At 59.5% G+C, this 17045-nt stretch carries 14 protein-coding genes; 4 read left to right on the top strand and 10 right to left on the bottom strand.

Going from position 1 to position 17045, the window contains the following annotated elements; genetic code table 11:
* Position 1: 1 nt before the first annotated feature.
* Positions 2–1015: an allantoinase PuuE gene (gene puuE / locus HHJ18_RS09220; RefSeq protein WP_296914282.1), complete on the bottom strand. Its 1014-nt coding sequence runs from the start codon at positions 1013–1015 to the stop codon at positions 2–4.
* Between the two features lie 96 nt (positions 1016–1111).
* On the opposite strand from puuE, the gene uraH reads away from it, so the two are divergent.
* Positions 1112–1480: a hydroxyisourate hydrolase gene (uraH, locus tag HHJ18_RS09215; RefSeq protein WP_296914279.1), complete on the top strand. Its 369-nt coding sequence runs from the start codon at positions 1112–1114 to the stop codon at positions 1478–1480.
* A gap of 342 nt (positions 1481–1822) precedes the next feature.
* On the opposite strand, the gene HHJ18_RS09210 is transcribed toward uraH, so the two are convergent.
* Entirely contained in the window at positions 1823–2347 is a 525-nt protein-coding gene (locus HHJ18_RS09210) for a hypothetical protein (RefSeq protein WP_296914276.1), read from the bottom strand.
* A gap of 210 nt (positions 2348–2557) precedes the next feature.
* Here HHJ18_RS09210 and xdhC point away from each other — a divergent pair, with 210 nt between their 5' ends.
* Entirely contained in the window at positions 2558–3418 is an 861-nt protein-coding gene (gene xdhC, locus HHJ18_RS09205; protein WP_296914273.1) for a xanthine dehydrogenase accessory protein XdhC, read from the top strand.
* Positions 3419–3566: 148 nt separating this feature from the next.
* The gene (locus HHJ18_RS09200; RefSeq protein ID WP_296914270.1) at positions 3567–4787 is read left to right on the top strand and encodes a urate hydroxylase PuuD; all 1221 of its coding nucleotides are present in this window, start codon (positions 3567–3569) and stop codon (positions 4785–4787) included.
* A 264-nt stretch (positions 4788–5051) separates the two neighbouring features.
* Here HHJ18_RS09200 and HHJ18_RS09195 read toward each other — a convergent pair whose 3' ends face one another.
* The 7 genes from HHJ18_RS09195 to HHJ18_RS09165 form a co-directional block, all read right to left on the bottom strand.
* Positions 5052–5663 (bottom strand): SCO family protein, encoded by a 612-nt coding sequence (locus tag HHJ18_RS09195; RefSeq protein ID WP_296914269.1) that lies wholly within the window; start codon positions 5661–5663, stop codon positions 5052–5054.
* A gap of 52 nt (positions 5664–5715) precedes the next feature.
* Positions 5716–7656: a multicopper oxidase domain-containing protein gene (locus HHJ18_RS09190; protein WP_296914266.1), complete on the bottom strand. Its 1941-nt coding sequence runs from the start codon at positions 7654–7656 to the stop codon at positions 5716–5718.
* A gap of 583 nt (positions 7657–8239) precedes the next feature.
* On the bottom strand, positions 8240–8512 hold the full coding sequence (locus HHJ18_RS09185; protein ID WP_296914263.1) for a cupin: 273 nt from the start codon (positions 8510–8512) through the stop codon (positions 8240–8242).
* Positions 8513–8744: 232 nt separating this feature from the next.
* Positions 8745–10784 (bottom strand): cytochrome c peroxidase, encoded by a 2040-nt coding sequence (locus HHJ18_RS09180; RefSeq protein ID WP_296914261.1) that lies wholly within the window; start codon positions 10782–10784, stop codon positions 8745–8747.
* A 190-nt stretch (positions 10785–10974) separates the two neighbouring features.
* Positions 10975–11958: an SCO family protein gene (locus HHJ18_RS09175; RefSeq protein ID WP_296914258.1), complete on the bottom strand. Its 984-nt coding sequence runs from the start codon at positions 11956–11958 to the stop codon at positions 10975–10977.
* A gap of 100 nt (positions 11959–12058) precedes the next feature.
* Positions 12059–12619, bottom strand: coding sequence for a hypothetical protein (locus HHJ18_RS09170; RefSeq protein ID WP_296914256.1), 561 nt, complete (start codon positions 12617–12619; stop codon positions 12059–12061).
* A gap of 111 nt (positions 12620–12730) precedes the next feature.
* Positions 12731–14929, bottom strand: coding sequence for a multicopper oxidase domain-containing protein (locus tag HHJ18_RS09165; protein ID WP_296914254.1), 2199 nt, complete (start codon positions 14927–14929; stop codon positions 12731–12733).
* A gap of 488 nt (positions 14930–15417) precedes the next feature.
* On the opposite strand from HHJ18_RS09165, the gene HHJ18_RS09160 reads away from it, so the two are divergent.
* Complete coding sequence (locus HHJ18_RS09160; RefSeq protein ID WP_296914251.1) at positions 15418–16161, top strand: SDR family oxidoreductase; 744 nt, start codon at positions 15418–15420, stop codon at positions 16159–16161.
* A gap of 223 nt (positions 16162–16384) precedes the next feature.
* Here HHJ18_RS09160 and HHJ18_RS09155 read toward each other — a convergent pair whose 3' ends face one another.
* Positions 16385–17044, bottom strand: a complete 660-nt coding sequence (locus HHJ18_RS09155) for a response regulator transcription factor (RefSeq protein ID WP_296914248.1) — start codon at positions 17042–17044, stop codon at positions 16385–16387.
* Between the last annotated feature and the right edge of the window lies 1 nt (position 17045).

Raw genomic sequence — 17045 nt, 5'->3', positions numbered from 1 at the left:
CTTAACCTTCCTCCTTTTTCTGTTGTTGTTCCTGATATGGATAGATCTTCTGCCAGTGCCGCGCAATGTCGATGCGGCGGCAGATCCAGACCTGCTCATGCTTTTGCACATGGTCCAGAAAGCGCTGCAGCGCGACGATGCGGCCGGGCCGGCCCAGCAGGCGGCAGTGCATGCCGACGCTCAGCATCTTGGGCGCGTTCAGTCCTCTGGGCGCGCCTTCGGCGTAGAGCGCGTCAAAGCTGTCGCGCAGGTAAGTGAAGAAGTCATCGGCCTGGGCAAAGCCCTGCGGCAGCGAAAAGCGCATGTCGTTGGTGTCCAGCGCATACGGCACCACCAGGCGCGGCACCACGGTGCCATCGCTGCGCGCCACCTTCATCCAGAAGGGCAGGTCGTCGCCGTAGTAGTCGCTGTCGTATTCAAGCCGGCCGTCGTCGGCCACCAGACGCCGCGTGCGCGGGCTGTCGCGGCCGGTGTACCAGCCCAATGGCCGCGTGCCGGTGAGCTGCTCGATGGCGTTTAAGGCCAGTTGCATGTGCGCGCGCTCGGTGGCTTCGTCGATGTTTTGGTAGTTGATCCAGCGCCAGCCGTGGCAGGCAATTTCATGGCCCAGCTCGACAAAGGCAGCGGTCACTTCGGGCTGGCGCTGCAAGGCCATGCCGACGCCAAACACCGTGAGCGGCAACTGGCGCTTTTCAAATTCACGCAGGATGCGCCAGACGCCCGCGCGCGCGCCATATTCGTAAATGCTTTCCATCGTCAAGTGGCGCTCGGCAAAGCTCGGCGGGTTGAACATTTCCGAGAGAAACTGCTCGGAACCGGCATCGCCGTGGAGCACGGAGTTTTCGCTGCCTTCCTCGTAATTCAGCACAAACTGCACGGCGATGCGGGCCTGGCCTGGCCACTGCGGGTGCGGCGGCTTGCGGCCGTAGCCGTGCAGATCGCGCGGGTAGGGCGCGCCCGTGTCGCAAGCGTGATTGGGCGCATTGACCAAGGCAGTAGGGGTGGGCGATTGCATCAAATCATCATAGCCCGAAGGATAAAACTCTATACACTTTTGCTGGCTCCGGAGTTCTTTTACGCCGGTGTCACTCTTCAAACTTCAGGAAATTTCATGGGCTTGAGCACACATGTACTGGACACCATGCACGGCACGCCGGCAGGCGGCATGAAGGTCGCGCTATACACCACCACGCGAGACAACTCTGCTTCAGTTCAGGCGCTGCTGGTGAAAAGTTTTGTTCTAGATGACGATGGCCGCAACCCTGACGGGCTGCTCTATGACAGCGCCACTTTGCAGGCCGGCACGTACCGGCTGGTGTTTGATGTGGCGGACTACTTCAGGAGCCGCAGCGTGGCGCTGCCCGAGCCGCCCTTTCTGGACCAGGTCACGCTGGATTTTGGCGTGGCCGACACGCGCCAGCATTACCATGTGCCCCTGTTGGTCAGCCCCTGGAGTTACTCGACCTACCGTGGCAGCTGAGAGCTTGAGCCCCCACGCTCCCCACTGCGTGTGGTTCGCTGCCCCCCGAGGGGGCTGTGTGCCGCGGCTCCGAGCCTGCAGTGCAGGCTTGGACGGCACGCAGAAGGGCTGCGTCTCGCAGCCCGGCGCCTGCGGCCCGGCGAAGCCGGTTCCGCGGCCCCTGCTTGGAATGAATAAGCCCCCACGCTTATCGCTTCGCGCGGCCCCTGTTTGAGCAGAGAAGACGCCCCCACGCTCCTCGCTGTGCGTGGTTCGCTGCTCCCGACGGGGCGGCCCGGCGCCGGCGGCCTCTCAGCCCCCACGTTTTTATTTTGAGTCTGCCTGTGGCATGACCAAGCGGTCTTACAGCTGCCCCTCAGTCAGCGTGTCGAGCTGGAACTTGCCGCTTTTGTGCCACAGCCAGGTGTCGGTGTAGACCACCTTGCCGAGCCGTGCGGGCGCAGGAAACGGCGATGCCTTCCTGACGGTACGCTCAATTTCAGCCATCACTTCGGGCGCATGACGCGGTGCACGCATCCAGTCGATCCGGGTGACGCGGCCGGTCCGGTCTATTTCGACGTTCAGCACGCCAATGGCGTAAAGCAGGGGGGGCAGTTTGCCTTTGTAAATGCGATCGGCGTTGAGGCCATAGAGGTGCGTGGCGCCGTCTTCGCGATAGCTTTTGGGCGAAGTTGCCGCCGAGCTTCGGGCCGAGCCTTTGCTGGCGGCGATGGGCCCGGTTACGCCGGCGGCTTGCGGCGACTCCGATGGGAGGGGCGGGGACAGGGGCAGGGGCTCAGGCGCGGCTTTGCAGGCGCTGACAATGGCAGCGGCAGCGGCGGACAACAGGGCCAGCAGCCAGAAGCGGCGTTTTGTGGAATCAGTCATGGAGGTCTCCTTTTCTTGAGTGGCAAAGGCTAATGTGTTCACTCAGTGCTCAGCGGGTTTGCACTTGATGCTAATGTGAGGAGCTTCGGTCGGACGTCAATCTTTTGGTTGTAGTTCTGGGGTTCAGAGTTGTCAGTCTATTGGTTTTTCAGTAGCAAATTCAAGCATTTTGCACATTATTTAATCACTTATTTCTTCGACGATTCACCAATGGCTAACACCAGTGCAAGCCCCCTTATCGAGACCTTCCTGAGCCGGCTGGCGCGGCAGCCAGCGGTGCTGGTGCAGGTGGCATCCACCCAGGGCTCGGTGCCGCGCGAGGCGGGCAGCTGGATGGCTGTTTTTTCTGACCGGCTCATAGGCACGATTGGCGGCGGCCATCTGGAATACCAGGCCATTGCCAAGGCGCGTGCGCAACTGGCGGGGGCGGCAGCGACAGCAGGGGAGGTGGCGCTGCGCTTTGCACTCGGGCCGGCCCTGGGTCAGTGCTGCGGCGGCGTCGTCTACCTGAGCTTCCAGCCGGTCAGCGCCAGCGACATCCCCGCGCTGGCGGCCCGGTTGGGCGCAGCGGCTCTGGACGCGCTGGTGCCGGTCGCGCTGTTCGGTGGCGGCCATGTCGGCCATGCGCTGGTGCAAGTGCTGGCACCGCTGCCGTTCCGGCTCAGCTGGATTGACAGCCGCGATGGCGTGTTTCCAGACAGCGTGCCGCCGCGCGTCGTGTGTGAGCACTCCGAGCCGGTGCAGGCGGCTGTTGCCAGCCTGGCGCCACGCTCACGCGTGCTCATCATGAGCTTCAGCCATGCCGAAGACCTCGATGTACTGGCCGCCTGCCTGAAGCGGCACAGGGAACAAGCCGACTTGCCTTATATCGGGTTGATTGGCAGCAAAACCAAATGGTCGACGTTCAAGCGCCGTCTGGAGGCGCGCGGCTTCACGCCCGCCGAGCTGGCGCATGTCACCTGCCCGATTGGCGTGCCCGGCATCGCCGGCAAAGAGCCTGAAGTCATTGCCGTGGCGGTAGCGGCGCAACTGCTGCAAACCATTGCGGCCCGGCCCGCCACGCTGCCGTAGCCGTGCTGAACGGTAAAGCCGATAAACTCACAGCCTCAGGTCGCAGCGGAGCCTCGAAACTGGCGCAATCGCGCAGTTTCTGTTGTTCGTGACCGGTTTTCTGCTTACAGCGCCCGCAGTGGTGAGCAGCTTTGCATGATTGCGATGTATGGAAAGCTACTTCCTCGATTGGGCCAACCTGCTGCTGCGCTGGGTCCATGTCATCACCGCCATTGCCTGGGTCGGCTCGTCGTTTTACTTCGTCTTTCTCGACTCCAGCCTGACGCCGCCCGTCGATGACGATTTGATCAAACAGGGCGTCAGCGGCGAGCTTTGGGCGGTGCACGGCGGCGGTTTTTACCACCCGGTCAAGTTTGCCGTGCGGCCGCCCACCCTGCCGGCGCATCTGCACTGGTTTTACTGGGAAAGCTACAGCACCTGGCTGTCTGGTTTTGCGCTCTTCAGCGTGTCTTATCTCTGGAACGCCAGCGCCTACCTGATCGACAAATCGCTGATGAACTGGGCGCCCGCTGCCGCCATCGCCGTGGCGCTGTCCTTTTTCGTGCTGTTCTGGCTGCTTTACGACGCCATTTGCCGGATATTCGGCCAGCGCAAGCAGGGAGATGCCATGGTTGGCGCGCTGGTGCTGCTGCTGGTTTGCGCCGCGTCCTGGCTGGCTTGCCACTGGTTTGCCGGGCGCGCGGCCTTTTTGCTGGTGGGCGCCATGATGGCCACCGCCATGAGCGCCAACGTGCTGTTCTGGATTATTCCCGGCCAGCGAAAAGTGGTCGCGGCGATCAAGGCCGGCGAGCCGGTGGACCCGCTGCACGGCCAGCGCGGCAAGCAGCGCAGCGTGCACAACACCTATTTCACGCTGCCGGTGCTGTTTTCCATGCTCAGCACCCACTACAGCTTTACCTGGAATCATCCGCAAAACTGGCTGGTGCTGATTTTGATGATGCTGGCCGGCGCAGCCATCCGCCAGTTTTTTGTGCTGCGCCACGGTTACAAGCTTGGGCGTAACCGCCATCCGCTGGCCTACGCGCTGGTGGGGCTGGCTTTGATCGCGGGCGTGGTCGTGTGGATGCGGCCAGCTGCTATAGATTCGATAGCTGGTGGCGCCCGTCCTGTAATGGCTACAGGCCAAGTTGACTACTATTCTGAGGTCAAGAAGGTGCTCGCCCAGCGCTGCTACGCCTGCCACGGCGCGCAACTGCAAATGAAAAACCTGCGGCTCGATTCAGACGAAGCAGTGCAACGCAACGCCGCCGCCATCTACCAGCAGGCGGTGCTGCTTAAAGCCATGCCGCTGAACAACGCCACGCAGATCACCGAAGCCGAACGGGCGCTGATCGGTCTGTGGTTTACGCAGGGCGCCAAGCTACCGTGAAGCGCAGTAGCGGCGCCGCACCGCATGCATCGATCCCGGTCGGGACATGCGCCGGTTTCCCAGCCACCCTTCGCCAGTTCGCAGCAGGGCACTCGCCAGCGTAATCTGGATTGCTACTAATTTAATAGCTGACTGCGCATATTCCACCGGCACTACAGCGTCTTTTAATCAATAAAAAAAACTTCGTCACCGGTTGGGGCGACGAAGTCTCTTAAGCCTCACACTGGATACGCCGGTCCCTCCGGGACTGGCTGGCCCGCACTACTAGCCTAGTTCGAAGCGGATCATCCGGGCAACGGACTTGCCCGTGGTGATTGCTGACGCATGACCCCAGCTTGCCATGCGCTCGTTGCCAATGCGCAGCATGCCGGCGTGGTTGGTGATGTCGGCATCTTCTTTGGCGTCTCTCTGGGCAAAACCCAGTCCCTGCCGCACGCGCTCGATGTTCTCGGGCTTGCCGGTCAGAAAGGTCCACCCCTTGCCGATTTGAAAGGCATTCATGTAAGTGCGCAAGGCTGCCGGATCGTCTTGCAGCGGCGTCAGGGAAATCGAATAAAAATGGATGTCCTTGGCAAAATCGCCAAGCAGTCGCTGCGCCTGCAGGATGTTTTGCGTCACCGGCGTGCAGATGTCGGTGCAGACGGTGTACATGAAGTTAATCACCACCTTCTTGTCTTTAAGCAGGTCGTCGTAAAACCTCACCTCTTTGCCGGTATGCGTGAGCAGCGGCACGTTGGGGAAGCGCTTTTGGCGCAACTGTTCACGCGGGTCTTGCTCACGAATGGCCGGCGCTGAGGCCATCACCTTGGTGCCGGCGAAGGCAGCCGCAGCAGCGCCGGCGCCGAGCAGCAGGCTTCTCTTTTGAATGTTAATCATGATGTTTTTCCGAAAAATGTTGAGTTTTGATCAGGTATAGGCGTGTCAAACTTCAGGGGGTTGGATTGGTATCACCCACATCCCGAACCGCAAACAGCAGCATCATGGCGTGATCTTCATGAACGACGTTGTGGCAATGGATGGGATAAACGCCAACGTAGTCAGTGACCTTGAGCAAAAACTCAACGGTCTCGCCTTCACCCAGCCACACCACGTCTTTGCGGCCAAACTCCTGCGAGCCTGGGGCTATGGCCACGCCGTTGCGGCTGAGAATTCGTCCCTCGACAAAGTGATGATGGATCGGGTGCGACCAGCCGCCACCTGTCTGGTAGATCCATTTCTCCGTGGTGCCTCGCTTCATGGTGAAGCGCACCTCGTCGCAGCTGATTGGTAGGCCATTGACAACCCATTGTCCGTTGGTCCGTTCCCATTTAAACGTGCGGGTAACAATAGGCGCTTCCATGGGCGGCAGGGTGATCGGCGCAAAGCTGGTGATCAAGGCCGGGTCAGCGCTGCCGTCTGCGACCACCGCGCCAATACGAAACTCCACCAGCACGTTGGCCGGAGTTCCGGCAGGGTTAAGTTGGTCCGTGGGACCCTTGCCGTCTGTCTGTATCAAGCGGTTTTCAAGCCACAACCGGGTGGCGCCGGCCGCTGCACCACCTGGTGCGGTGAGCTTGTTGAAATCGACAATGATGTCTGCCCGCTCCGCGACGGCCAGCTTGACGCTGGTCACCTGCAAAGGCTTGGGCAGCAAGTTGCCGTCATTCATGATGCGCCAGTACGGAATCGACTGTGCCAGGTTGTCCGGATTCGTCAGGAACAACTGGTAGAAGCGCGATGGCCCCATGTCCAGCAAACGCAGGCGATAGCGCCGTTTGGAGACATTGAAGAAGGGCTGAACCTTGCCGTTGACCAGGTACTTGTCGCCCAGGTGGCCGTCGGTGTCGAACAGGTCAAACGCCGCCTGGCCCGTGGCCGGGTCGATCAGCAGGTCAGTAAAGATCATCGGAATGTCGAACTGCGGGAAGCTCGGCAATTTGAACCCTGTGGCTTCGTTGCCCGTGTCATGCTCGTTAAACACGATATGAAAGCCGGCCAGGCCTTTGTAGACGTTCTCGGCGGTATGGGCCTCGCGGTGGTCGTGATACCAAAGCGTTCCCAGTGTTTCGCGAATATCACCGTCGGGGGCGAATGCCGGGTTGGTAAAGCCGGCGCGCTTCATGTTGTAGTAATAGTCGTAGTACTGGCCCGGAAAGTAGAACCGGCCCTGTGTCTTCGGATCCTCTGACAAGGCCCCCAGACCCGGATCGCAAGGCCCGCCATCACTGTCCGGCGCCGAGTGAAAATTGTGTGTGTGCGTCGAAATCTGGTTTTTGCCAAAGCCGCCACTGGGCGCGCCCGTGGGCAGGTTGTTAAAACGGCGCACCAAAATCGCGGTATTGGCACCCGTCTGGTAGCGGCTCACAATGGTGGGCATGGGCGTCATCGGCTTGTCGGTCGTAAGGTTGGCCCCGCCCAAATTGGACCCCCAGAGATTGACCTGCTTTGCCAGTTGCGGATGAACGGAAGTCGCTGGCACTGCACCGAAGCGTTGGACAAAAAATTTCTGCGGCGGATTCAGGCTGCGCAACTGGTGCGATTCGCCCCGTCCTTCAAAGGGGATGCCAGTGGCCGGGTTGATGGCGCGGTTGGGCGCCTCGGTGGGCGGTGTCTTGGCAAAGGCCTGATCGGTCAACAGCCGCTCGGGCAGCAGCGGGGTGATCGGCATGGCCTCCAGGAAGGGCGTGGTCTGCGGGCTGGGGTTTGGGCTACGGGCCAATATGACTGTGCCGCCTAGCTGCGTGGTCGTGGTGCTGGTCATCCCAGGTGCCAGTGCCGCCTTGGCGATACCGGCAACGCTGGCTGATCCGACTGCCAGCCCGACTTTCAGGGCGGTGCGGCGACTTGGGCCGGGTAATGGCTCTGTAACAGGAAAATCTTTGGTGTTCATTTGAGTTCTAACAGTAATGAGTAGTGCGTCAACGCTGTGAAAAACGTAAGCTGAATCGCGCTCAGATTTCGCGGAAGGCGACATGAATAGTTGATAAATTGGGGACAGATTTGAAATCTGGACAATCTCAAAATTTGCAGAATTTCACCTGGGCGGTGGTGAATAAGAGCGACTGACGCCTGGATGACTGGTACGGTGCATTCTTCTGACCTTTTGATAGAGGTTCGCAAACCTCAGCGCAGTAAAAAGAGATTTTTTTACTGCAGATATTTGAATGGGGCTTCGGCGCGCGGGAAAGCAGAAATATCTCAGTATTGCGTAAGAACATTCCGTAATACATGGCAGATTTTTCTCGCACGCGCAGGGCCCATGCGTCACGTGCGTCACGTGGAAAAGATGGCACAAGAGGGCGGTTGGCCCCGTACAAATCAGGTCGGAGGTGCGGCTTGGAGGTGCTGGATGTGCCTGCGGGGCGGCTGGCCGCCCTTCGCTTTGCTGCACGAAGCGGTAGTGCTGAAAATGGTACGGCCGGTAGACCGTTGGTTGGCTGCCGCAAAAAACCATTTTTGCGGCAGCCAGAGCGCTAGGTAGATCGCCGACCGACGAGGTAGGTGACGCCCTCGGCCCCAGCTCGCTCCTGGTGCAGCGTACCGGCCGCCAACTCAAACACCGTCCCCAGGGGATAGGCGCTCGCCAGGCCTGCAACCGTGAGTGTGATGTCACCCTGGATGATCAAGGCGCGCGCATCAAAAGTGTGCTGGTGATCGCCCAAAAAATGGCCGGGCGGCTGTTGGCGCGCCAGCAGTTCAGTAAACCCGTCTTGACGCAGGGTAGCTTCAAAATCCTGAACGTTCATGGCGTTTCTCCAAGTGAAATACAACTCTCGTGATACTAGCCATTTTTTGGAAAAAGCGTTGGCGCAAGCGTGCCCGTCATCCAGTCTGCCTGCTATTAATTAAATAGCTACTAGCGCCCGTGTTGTATGGGCTAGAGGCATATTTAGTTGTTAAACAAGGGGGAAAGTCGCTGGCAAATATGCAAGCGCCTGCAATGGGCAGGCGCTTGCGGTCCGACCTGATTGCCGCGAGTTACCGTGAATAAGGGCTGAGTCCCATGAAGGGTGTCAACGGCAAGCTCGCGCCGCTTGCGCCGTTGGCTGCAATGCACCGATAAGGTACTTCCGCCGCCTTTAACGCGTCTCTCGAATCAGCGACCAGCTTGCCGGCAGCGTCTTCCGCATGGCCGTTGGGTACGCAGATCGATGGATGGTCGAACGGCGCTTTTTGAAACCTGACGCGGTCATCGGTCAGCGACAGCAGGAAGGCGACCAGGTCGTCTTTCTGCGCTTCCGTCAACCCAAGCGGCACGATGTCGGGCGCCAGGTTGGCTTTATTTTCCGCCGCAAAATCGCCGCCCCGGTTGTACATATCAACGACCTGCTTCAGGGTCGATTTTCCGCCGTTGTGCATGTACGGCCCGGTCAGATCGACATTGCGCAGGCCCGGCGTCTTGAAGGCGCCGTCAACCGCAACGCGCTGGGTCGCGCTGACTGCCGGGTTGGCGGCTGGATCGAAGCTGTTGCCCAATAGCGACGCCTTGCCGTTTTGCACCATCCGCGTTTCGGACAGCGGATTGCCGAACGGGTCGGTGCGGCCCACGCCGACATCGTCTGCCGTCGGCCGAACGCCGATGTTGTAAAAGCCGCTGTCATAAACGGCGTTGATGCCACCGGCCATCGGCATGAGTTCCAGCCGTTTGTTGGTGACATGAGCGAACGACGCGTTGGTAAATTCAGCGCCGCCATGACAAGCGACGCAACGCCCCTGTCCCTTGAAAATAGCCAGGCCGTTTTGCTGCTGCGCCGTCAGCGCGGTGGTGGTGCCTTCGGCAAAGCGGTCAAACGGCGTATCGTTGGCGACCAGCGTTGACTGGTACAACTGCAGCGCGATGCCAAGGAACAGCGGGAAGTTCAACTCCATCTGGCTGGCCGCTTTGACAAGCGTGTTGTTTTTAGTTTTAGGGGTCAAGTCCATCGACGCGGTTTTGCTCTGGTCGGCCGCCGTCAAGTCGATTTTCGTCAAGCTTTCCCAGAAACTGGGCTGGAACGCGGTCTTGATGAGGTCTTGGTAGAGCGGCGAGGTTTTCAGCCCCTGCTGTACCGCGAGCGCCCCGAGAACGCTGTCATTGCCGTCGATCTGCTGACTGCTTAGTGGCGCCAGCGACAGCAGCTTGCGCCCTAGCAGCACGAACGGGCGGCTGTTGCAGCTCATTTCGGTCGCGCTCAAGGGCGGGCCCGACCCTTGCGAGGCCAGGGAAGAGGAGGGAAGGGCAACGGCTACCTGACGCAGTACGCCGTTGACGTTTTGATAGATAAACGTGTTGGGGTTGCGCAGGCCGAACGGGTCGCCGCCGTTGAACATGTTGTTGCCCCGGCCGTCCCAGAAGTTGCGAAAGTTGAAGACCGCATTGATCACCGTCGGCGAATTTCTCGGTTCGACGCGCCGGGTGTTCAGGCCGTCGCGATGAAAGCCGTCGCCGCCACTGCTCACTGCATCCGATACCGATGTGCACAGGTCCGGGTTGCCGGTCGATCCGAGTCCGGTGAAGTCCGCCGTGTAGACGCCTTGCGATGAAACAGGCTCATTGAAGTCGGAGATTTTCAGGCTTGCCGGATCGATCGAGCCGTATTTGGTCAGCGGAAAATCGGCAGTTTTAAGCGGGTAATTCGGCCTGCCCAGCTGAAAGGTCCGGTCTCCGCCGAGCAGCCCGGGATTGAGCTGGTTGACGGTCCGGTTGTCGGCGCCCGCCTGGAAATGGCAGCTGGCGCATGCGGTCTTGTTGTCGCTTCCGACTTTCACGTCCCAGAATAGCGCCTTGCCGAGTTGGATGGCGGCGGCCTTGTCGCGCACGTACAGCGCCAGCTGCGCGTCCGTCGGGCCGGGCACTGGCACCGTTTTCAAGGACGGGATCATGACCGCCGTGGTAACGGTTGTTTGGGCCTGCAGCGTGGCGACTGTTGACAGACTCGCCGCCAAAATAGTGGCCAAGGCCGCAAGCGCTCGAAGGCCGCGTCGATCCTTGAACTGTGTCAGGCGGTTTAAAACGAAAAAGGCATGTCGGCTTTTCATGGTTTTCCCCAAGCTGTAAATATTCGATTCAATTGACGCTGGCGCTGGCGCCTCACTCAGACAACAATTTGGAAAAAAGGAGAGCGAAGGAAAGTTGTTGGCGCCCGAATGCAGTCATTGACTGGTCCAGGGCAGCAGGCGCACCAGACCAGAACCAACGCGGCTCAGCGTTTGAGCGCTTGCCAATCATTCAGTGGACGTGCGTCGTTTCTTTTTTTGCAGGTTCTTTTTGCGCCGTTTTACCCGTAGCGCTGTTTTGCGTTTCCAGGTAGGAAAGCATCAGCTTCAAATCGTCCCCGGCCAGGTTTTGGTCAGGCATGCGGGCGGTCTTGTATTTCTTTGACAGCTCAACGGCGGTCGGGTCGCCGGCGCTTCGCATCTTGTCGGCCGACATCAGGTAGCGCGCCACCCAGTTGCGTTCACGCCGTGCCGTCAGGCCCGCCAGGTCCGGGCCAATCTTGTCGCCGCCTCCGATGGTGTGGCAGGCGCTGCAGCGGCTCTGGAACATATAGGCGGCCTGATCGATGACCAGCGGAGCGGCTTCTGCATAGGTTTTTCGCGCCGCGGGGTCGTCCCTCCAGCCCAGAAAGCTGCCGATCGACGCCGACAGAAATACCGGGTTGTCAACCGCCGAGTTGCGCATCCATTGGCCGGTCGGCTCGTTGCCGACCATCAGGCTGGCGGTGTGGCCGTCTTTGTTGGCGAGGTCATTTCCCCGGGACAAGCCGAGTTTTTTTACCAGCACCTTGATGTCCGCTTCCTTGCCGGTCAGGAACTGCCAGCCAGGTCCGACATTGAAGTTCTTGGCATACGCCTTGAGCACCGCGGGCGTATCGTGTTTGGGATCGATGCTGATCGAATAGAAAAAGATTTCTTTACCCATCTTGTCGCCAAAAATGCGCGCCAACTGGGCCATCTTGGCGGTCTCCAGCGGGCATTCGTCCTTGCAGCTGGTGTAAATGACGTTGATCGCCACCGACTTGCCCTTAATCAGGTCGTCATAAAACTTGACGGTTTTGCCGTCCTGCGTGGTCAGCGGCACATTGGGAAAATAGTTGGCGCCATAGGCATTTTCGGCCGCTGCGGAACCGATGGTGAGCAGCGACAAGGCGCCTGCGCACAATGTTGCCGATAGTGTTCTTGCCATCACGCCTGACCAGCTTTTCCCTTGCATGATATTGAACATGGTATTGAATCCCTCTTTTTTCGAGATGTATTGAAAACGAAACAACCCGGCAGACCGTCTTTTGCAGACGGCCTGTCGAGTTGAATCGTTACAGGGCGAAGGTATTGGCGCCTATCGATCCAAACGCGCCGGTGATGGTGCCATTGGCATCAACCGTGATGGTGAAAGTCGCAAGCCCGGAACGCGCCGCTGCCAGCACCGCCGAGTTGACGTCGGGCGTGACTGCGACGACGCCCTTGTCCTCGTTGAAGGGGAATGTGATCGCCAGGACCTGGGTGGTCGCAAACGTCCTGGTCTTGATGACCTCGGCCTGGGCAACGAACTTCGTCTTGGTGGTTGCGCCAACCCCTGCCGCCTTCAGAAAGGTGATGTCAATGATCAACACCGGCGGAAGGGCCGGGTCGGAAGCGCGCGTCAGCGTGCTGCCAATTTCGACGGACGCCTTGGAAAAACTGACGTCTTCCGGCAGACCTGGCACCGTCCCCGTGATCACAATGGTTGTAACGCTTCTGGCCGGAGGGGCCGGTGCGACCGCCGTCGCGGTCGAGGCGATTTGCGCCATTGCCGAAGAAGTCCCGGTCAATAAAACCACGACCATCGGTATGACGGCCAGCACCCTGCGGGTGCCGCGTAAAAATTGCATATTCATGGCTAACTCCTGTTCAGTTCAAGTTCAATATCTGATTTGAAATTTGCAAGGAAAGACCGCATGCCGCAGCGCTGCAAAACACAGCACCGCTGCGGCGGCGAGCCGATCTCGCTACGCGTTGGGAAGAATCTCCGTCGGCGCGCGGAACGTCACGCCCTGCGGTGTCGGGATCGGTGTGGGCAACGGGTTGAGGAAGGGCAAACCGCTATCGTCGATTTCCCAGCGCAGCAGCATCGCGTTGTCTTCATGCACCGTGTTGTGGCAATGTTCCATGAACATGCCGCCCCAGTCGCGGAACTGCATCGTGATCTTGACGCTGCCGCTCGGCCTCAAGCGGTAAACGTCCTTGCGGCCTCGCTCGGCTGCCGGAACATTGGCCAGGCTGCCGTTGCGTTCGAGGATCTGGCCTTCCTCAAAGTGGATGTGGATCGGATGATCCCAGCCGCCGCCGCCGTTGCGCAAGGTCCAGATCTCGCGGGTACCGGCTTTCGGCCTTGCCGACACCCGCCCGAAGTCCGCTGCCAGCATGGCCCCGCCGTCGGTCTTGGCGCCCCATGGGCCAAAGGCCGACGAATCCGGGTCGTTGGTGGTCTTGGCCGCGCCGCCGCCCCATTCGAAGACGCGTTCGCGCGCCACCGGAATCAGCGACAGGTCGGGGTTGGGAATCAGCACCGCAGGAACCTGGCTGACATCGGGCACTGCGGGATCGCGAACGATACGGAACTCAAGGAATTTGCCGACGCACGGGTCGGGCGATTTGCCCGACAGGGCTTCGCCCAGCGTCAAGTCCTGCTTGGGCCCTTTGCCATCGGCATGCTCGCACAGGTTAACCATCGAAACGCGCTGTCCGTTGGTGTAGCGCGAAAAGTCGATCACGATGTCAAAGCGCTCGGCAATACCTTGCTCGTCCAGCTCGGTAAGAACGATTGGCCCCGGCAGCAGGTTGCCATCGTTGGCGATCTGGATCATGGGCTTGCCGTCGCTCAGCGCAAATTTGAAAAAGCGCGATACGCTGGCGTTCAAAATACGGAAACGGTACTTGCGGCGTTCGACTTCAAAATACGGCTTGTAGGTCAGGTTGACCGTCATCCGGTCGCCGATGAAACCGTCGAAGTTGAAGATGTCCATGTTGAGTTGGCCGTTGGCGTCCCAGGCCTTTTCCGCCACCATGAGGTTGACGTCGTACTCCAGGTTGCCGTAATCCTTGGCCCGGCCGCTGGGCAGGCGCAAGTTGATGCCGTCGTTGATCGCCTCGTTGCCCCGGTCCAGCGAGCTGTAGAGGTTGAACATCGCGGCGTTGCCTTTGTAGACGTTTTGCGATGTGAAGCTGAACATGTGGTCGTGAAACCAGTGCGTGCTCATCGTCTCATGCCAGTCGCCCGGCAGCTTGGTGATGCCGCCGCTGCCGTTGGGGGCGCCGCAGCGCGCGTCGGTAGCTGCGGTGTTGATGGTTTTGAAGCCCGCATGCACGATCGGCCAGTGGTAGTCGTAATACTGGCCGGGGTAGAAGAAGGCGCCGGTGAAGCCGTCATTCTCCGCGCCATGGTGGCCGTTGTGCTCGTGGGTGCTGATGGTGTGGCGTCCGAAGCCGCCATTTTGCGTGACGTCAGCCGGCAGCTTGTTGTAGTGGCGAAAAAGGATCGGTTCGCCATAAACACCGATGGCCAGCTTGGGCGGGATAGTTCCGTTAAAGGTCCACACCTTGTCGGGTGACTGGGTCGGCAGGCCCGGGTGAAATTTTGGCGCGATTGGCGAAGCAGCAGTGCCGCCGGTAATGCCGGAATTGAACTGCGAGGCGACGCCCGGGTTGTAGTTGGTGTTGGCCTTGGCGCCCTCTTGGGTTGCGATGATGGCAACCCTGGGGGGCATGGCGGCAAAGTTCTGGTGGGCCCAGATCGCGCCCGGAGGCCGGCCTTCGATCGGGCCAGTGTCTCCAGCCACTACGCCGGGTAAAGCGGGATTCAAGAGCTGCTGCGTGGTGTTGGCCTGTGCAGTGGGCGCCGGTGTTAATGCGGAAATGGGCTGGCGCGCCATCAGGTCGAATCGCGGCATGGGTGTAGTGAACGGCAGCACGCCAAACAGCGGGCTGGTCGGAATGCCGGTGGGAATGGCGGAAAAAGCATTGCCGATAAATGGGCTCAAGCCGTTTTTCAGAGCCAGCACGCCAGCTGATGTGAAAATTCCCCACTTGACCAATTCGCGCCGCGACACTTGGCCGTGCGACAGGGCCTTGATAACTTCGAGGCGGTTGTTACGGGCTTTTTCGGCTTCCCGAATACGCGCCGCGGATGCTTTGGATGATAGGTACATACTTACTTTCCTTTCAAAAATGCTTTGCTTTGCTTTGCTTTGAACCGGATTGAGGTTTCCTGCATCCATGTCATCGGGATTTGCTGAATCACGAATGCAATAAATGAAACCATCAACAGCTCTATTTAAAGGCAGCATCGGCGAGTGTGAAACCAGAAATATCTCAGCCTTGTGGCAGGAAATTCTCGAATGCGTGGCAGATTTTTCTCACGCGCTATTTCGCAACTTGGAAAGCCATGGCGTACCGCCCGCCCGCAGGCCTCGGGTGCCGCCCCCTGGGCTTAGGACGGCCTGGCGTTTTGAGGCGAAATACTTTGTTGGGCACGACAACAGGGCGGTCCGCTGGTAAGGTTTGGACTGTCGGCAGAAGGACATATTTTTGGCTCGGTGCCCCGTTTTTCATTAGGTAGTCTCTCGCTGGCTCAAAGGTCATTCGAGATAAGGCAGACTTGGGCTTTGCAAGCAATTCCGACCATTTGGAGATCACTATGAGTAATAACATTGAAGGAAAAATTGTTGTCATCACCGGCGCGAGCAGCGGGCTTGGCGAGGCGACAGCACGCCACCTTTCTGGGCAAGGTGCCATCTTGGTATTGGGTGCCCGGCGGATGGAACGGATTCAAGCCCTAGCCCAGGAGTTGGGCGGCAGCGAAGGCAAAGCAATTGCCGTGCAAACCGACGTCACTCAAAGCGAGCAGGTCAAGCATTTGGTGGAGGCCGCAGTTGCGGCTTATGGCCGGATCGACGTGATGATTAATAACGCCGGGTTGATGCCCCATTCCCCGCTCGATCGGCTCAAGATCGCAGACTGGGACCGCATGATTGATGTCAACATCAAAGGAGTCTTGTATGGCATCGCAGCTGCTCTGCCCTACATGCAAAAGCAAAAAGCGGGACACATCATTAACGTTTCTTCAGTCGCTGGCCACAAAGTTCGTCCTGGTAGCGCTGTCTACGCAGCAACCAAGCATGCCGTCAGGGCGCTGTCCGAAGGTCTGCGACAGGAAGTAAAACCTTACAACATCCGAACGACGGTTATATCGCCGGGGGCTGTGGCGACTGAACTGCCGAATAGCATCACGGAAGCAGATGTGGCCGCCAGCGTCAAAAAGATTTACGAAGATGCCATCCCGGCCGATTCTTTCGCGAGAGCCGTGGCTTACGCGATGAGTCAGCCCGACGATATTGATATAAACGAAATTCTGTTCAGGCCCACACGTCAAGAGGTCTGAAAGTAACGGCCTCCCGCTGGCCCCCGACATGCCCAACGCAGACGCCGCGTGCAACCCTCAACTGCTTTAGTACTTTGAAAAAAGGTAGACGTGGCGTTCCGTTGCCGCTTGTCGCAACCGAACCCGCTGGCATGATCTCTCGCAACTGGGGGTCGTACTTGATGCCGTCATGCTCAAGCGAGTCCAGGGTAGTGCCGCCAAAGCAGCACTGGGGAACGGGTGACTAATCGACCAGGCGTTGTTCGATGGCGTAGCGGGTGAAATCCGCGTTGCTGTGAAAACCGGTCTTGTCCAGTATGCGGGCGCGGTAGCCGCTGATTGTCTTGACGCTGACATGCAGCCCCAGACCGATCTCGGTCAGGCTCTTGCCCGTGGCGATCAGGCGAAATACTTCAAACTCGCGTTCTGACAGCTGTTCGTGCAAAGCACCTTTGCAGTCGGATGCGAGCTGTGCGGCGAGCCGTTCGGCAACGCCCGCCGAGATGTATTTGCCACCCTTGGCCGCTTTGCGAATGGCCTCCACCAGCGTATGGGCCTCCGCGTCTTTCATAAGGTAGCCCGCCGCGCCCAGCTTGAGCGCCCGCACGGCGAAGACTTCTTCCGCATACATGCTGAGCATTAGCACTGGCAGCTGCGGTTGCTCGGCCTTGATCATTTTGAGCAGATCCAGCCCGGTCTTGCCGGGCAGGCCCATGTCCGACAACACCAGGTCCAGCCGCTCGCGGCGCACGATAGCCATCGCTGCCGTCGCATCGGCCGCTTCAGCCGTCACATCGATGTCGCCGGCTTCAAGCAATATGGTGCGCAGACCCTGACGCACCACGGGATGGTCATCGACCAGCAGCACGCGCAGCTTGCAATTTGAAGTTGGATTTTTCGTCATG

Source organism: Polaromonas sp. (assembly GCF_012927455.1).
GTDB lineage: Bacteria > Pseudomonadota > Gammaproteobacteria > Burkholderiales > Burkholderiaceae_C > Polaromonas.
This window is presented reverse-complemented; position numbering and strand designations above follow the sequence as displayed.